The sequence below is a fragment of the Compostibacillus humi genome (assembly GCF_014637175.1).
GTDB classification, from domain to species: domain Bacteria; phylum Bacillota; class Bacilli; order Bacillales; family Amphibacillaceae; genus Oceanobacillus; species Oceanobacillus humi.
In genome coordinates, this window is record NZ_BMEV01000119.1 from 1 (window position 1) to 3,571 (window position 3,571).

The 3,571-nt window shown below is 37.8% G+C and carries 1 protein-coding gene and 2 pseudogenes; 2 read left to right on the top strand and 1 reads right to left on the bottom strand.

Annotated features, from left to right (window positions below; translation table 11 throughout):
* Window positions 1-116: 116 nt before the first annotated feature.
* Window positions 117-449: pseudogene (locus IEV18_RS16515) on the bottom strand (LysR family transcriptional regulator); the annotation flags it as partial.
* 436 nt (window positions 450-885) lie between these two features.
* Between IEV18_RS16515 and IEV18_RS16520 the strand changes: the two are divergent.
* Together IEV18_RS16520 and IEV18_RS16525 are read left to right on the top strand one after the other, a co-directional pair.
* On the top strand, window positions 886-2,625 hold the full coding sequence (locus tag IEV18_RS16520) for a DUF2334 domain-containing protein (RefSeq protein ID WP_188393458.1): 1,740 nt from the start codon (window positions 886-888) through the stop codon (window positions 2,623-2,625).
* A 4-nt stretch (window positions 2,626-2,629) separates the two neighbouring features.
* A pseudogene (locus IEV18_RS16525) lies at window positions 2,630-3,457 on the top strand (glycosyltransferase family 2 protein); the annotation flags it as partial.
* Window positions 3,458-3,571 lie beyond the last annotated feature (114 nt).

Sequence of the window (3,571 nt, forward strand, 5' to 3'; positions counted from 1 at the left end):
TTTTATCATTTATCATATTTATCGAAATTAACAGCTCTTACTTGTTTAGATAACAAAAAATCATTGGATTTGGTATCAAATTAAATCTTCATTGGAAGTATGAATAATTCAGGATTAAGTTTTGAAAGGATATTTTCATAATAATATTCCATTGGAGAGCCGATTCTTATAATGGACAAAGCGGGTGAAGAGGTAGACTGAAAACTTAAACTAGTCGCTTCTAACGACTCAATAAGCGGGGCTACTTGTGAATATAACTCCTTTCCTCTTTCCGTGGGCACCATTTTTCTTGAAGTTCTGATAAACAAAGGTTCGCCAACTTCGGATTCTAAAGATGCCAAGTGTTGACTCAATGCAGGTTGTGTCATAATTCGGGCTTTGGCCGCTTCGGAAACTGAATTGTACTTATATATATAGACGAAACTCCTGTACCATTCAAAATCTACCATTAAATCACCTCTTATTTTAGGATAATATTAGCAGGCTTAACGATAAGAATAGGCTTTACTATATTAAAGCATAATTTTTCCTTAATAAATGTACAAGAGAATTGTATTTGCTCGCCATTAAAAGCCAAATAACCGCATCATAAGAAGCTGGTTTTCCATTTATCGTTATGGGGTAACTATGGAAGTTAAACTTTCATGGTTGCCCCTTTTTATATGGTAAATTCCTTCCAATTTAAAGAGATAAACGAATCCCCTCTGTATCTTCTCTTGCAATTCCTCCATTTTCTCCTTAACCACTGCGACTGGGTTATCTTCATCATTTTTGCCGCAGTTTATTTATTAGCAAAATTATAGGCTGAAAAATGATAAATACGACATTTTTCCCATATGGACAGCATATTGTTTTTAATAAAGAACATTTCATGGAGGAGGAAGAATGGGAAACAGCCGGGGGGCAATTAATAAAAGCTCCGTACTTTTCGTTATTGCGACTGTCTTAATTTTTTGGCTGAATGTGCCGACTGGAAGCGCAGACATAAAAGATGAAGCGAAAGTTCTAGTAATCTATACATCAAGGGACGGGGAAATCGATGAATATCAGCGGTCCTTGGATATGTTAATCAGTCACTTTACGAATGACGTCACCTTTATAAGCAGCGAGGAAGTGGAGAAAAACGATTTACGTAACGTTACTCATCTGTTCTATTATGGACAGGTCAATGCTCGGCTTCCATCCACTTTCGTTACCTTGTTTGATGATTATAGCGGAACCTTTGTAGCGATTGGCTACAATTCCGATCAGCTCGGTGACAAGTTCGCGTTTGTGACTCCGCTGCATGAAAGAGAAGTGAATAAACTGAATTTAACAAGCAATAAGGAGGATGTATTCGATGTAATAAGCCAAAATATCATTCATATCGAGGTAACTGAAGATACGGAAATAGTAATAGAGGGGAAAAAGATCGGAGATATAATTTCTTATCCTATATTAGTAAAAAACGAAAATCATTATTTTTATGCGGTTGATAGCATTTCCTCACAAAAGTCCATCTTATTTGGAGAAATTCTCCATGACATTTTTAACGCTAATCATGATGCCAAACACCCAGCATATATCCGGCTTGAAGATATCCACCCGTTAGTAGACCCAGAAAATGTAAGGCAAATTGCTGAAATTTTAAAGGAAAAAAATATCCCATATATGGTAGCGGTTATTCCAGTTTATACAAACCCTATAACAAGGGAGAAACACCATTTTTCAAATTCCCCAGAGCTGTTAAAAGTGCTAAAAGAGATGCAGAAGGACGGAGGAAGTATTGTCCTCCATGGCTATACCCACCAGTTCAGGGAAAGTGAGACAGGGGAAGGCTTTGAATTTTGGGATGTTGAAAATAATACTCCTGTTTATGCTCCGCCTGATGAAACAATTACTTTGCAAAATGAAAATGACTTTAACACGAAAGCTGAATATGAAAGCTATATTCGGAATTTGCAAGAGTATGAAAGAGAATATATTGAGTCAAAGATAACTAGAGGAATTCAGGAATTGGTTAATTATGGACTATACCCTCTTGCTTTTGAAGCGCCGCATTATACAATGTCCCAAAATGGATACACTGTTATTTCTGAATACTTTTCTACGTATGTCGGGCAAATCCAATTAAGTGACAACGATTGGGAGATAATGGATAGTACTCCGTATATTACTTCCCCATCATTTTTAAATGGAATGCAATTACTGCCAGAGACGCTTGGGTACGTGAGACCAGATGACCCTGATGCCATTCAAAATATGATGAAAAAGGCTGAAGGATTTCAACATACAAAAGATGGAATGCTTGCTGCCTTCTATCATCCATATTTGGGTGTCGAGCGCTTTGTGAAGTTGATTTCCGAAATGGAGAAACTGCCAAATATTACCTGGATTGATTTAAAACAGACGGATCTATGGGTAAAAGCCGATCACGTTGAGATATACACGGAGAATGGTGAAATAAAAGCAGATATAAATCGCGGAGGATTACTGCTATCATCATTGGACTTCCCTTTATTTCACTTTAAAAAGTTTGTCGGACTCGTTATTTGGGGGATGGCAATTGTCGGAGGTATAGCTGTTATCGCATTTATTCTATTTACTATTTTTCTGCAAAGCAGGAAAACGAAAATGGAAGGATGATTTGATGGCAAATCTGCTTTTGTATATTTCACTATTTCTAATTTGGTACATGTTGTTTTATCACGCGTTTCTCATGATTGGGGGCTTTTTGCATTTATTGAAGGATGGAAAATTCAAGAAGGGTTTAAAAATATCTCTCGGTTCTTTTCCGAAAGTCAGTATTCTGATTCCAGCACATAATGAAGAAGTTGTCATTGAGGATACGATAAAATCAATGATTCAGCTTAACTATCCTAAAGATAAGCTGGAAGTCATCGTCATTAACGATAATTCAAGTGACCTTACGGGGGCAATTATAGATAGCTATTCTAAAAGATATCCTTTTATCAAGGCTGTCCATACAAAGCCCCCAAATGCCGGAAAGGGGAAGTCAGGTGCATTAAATCAGGGACTAAAGCATTCCACAGGGGAAATTATCGCCGTATATGATGCGGATAACACACCCGAGCCAAACGCCATCCTCTATCTTGTTTTAGGATTATGTAATGACAAAAATGCTGGGGCAATCGTAGGGAAATTTCGGGTAGTGAATGCAAACCAAAACATACTCACAAGGCTGATCAATATTGAAACATTAACATTTCAATGGCTGGCTCAGGCCGGACGCTGGTTCTGGTTTAAGATGACTACGATTCCAGGCACAAACTTTGCCATTCGCAGAACGATTCTGGAAGAACTGGGAGGCTGGGATGAAAAAGCCCTTTCTGAAGATACGGAATTAAGCATTCGCGTGTATAATCTCGGTTATTATATTCGCTTTTTCCCGTCAGCAATCACTTGGGAACAGGAGCCAGAAAACTTGAAGGTATGGTGGAAACAAAGAACGAGGTGGGGGTAGTGTAAAAAGTTCTATGAAAACAACCTCAAAATAAAAATCCTAATATTTTAGGATGAGGGGAACTCCCGCCATCGCTCTTGACAAACACGACAATGGTTTACGGGTAAG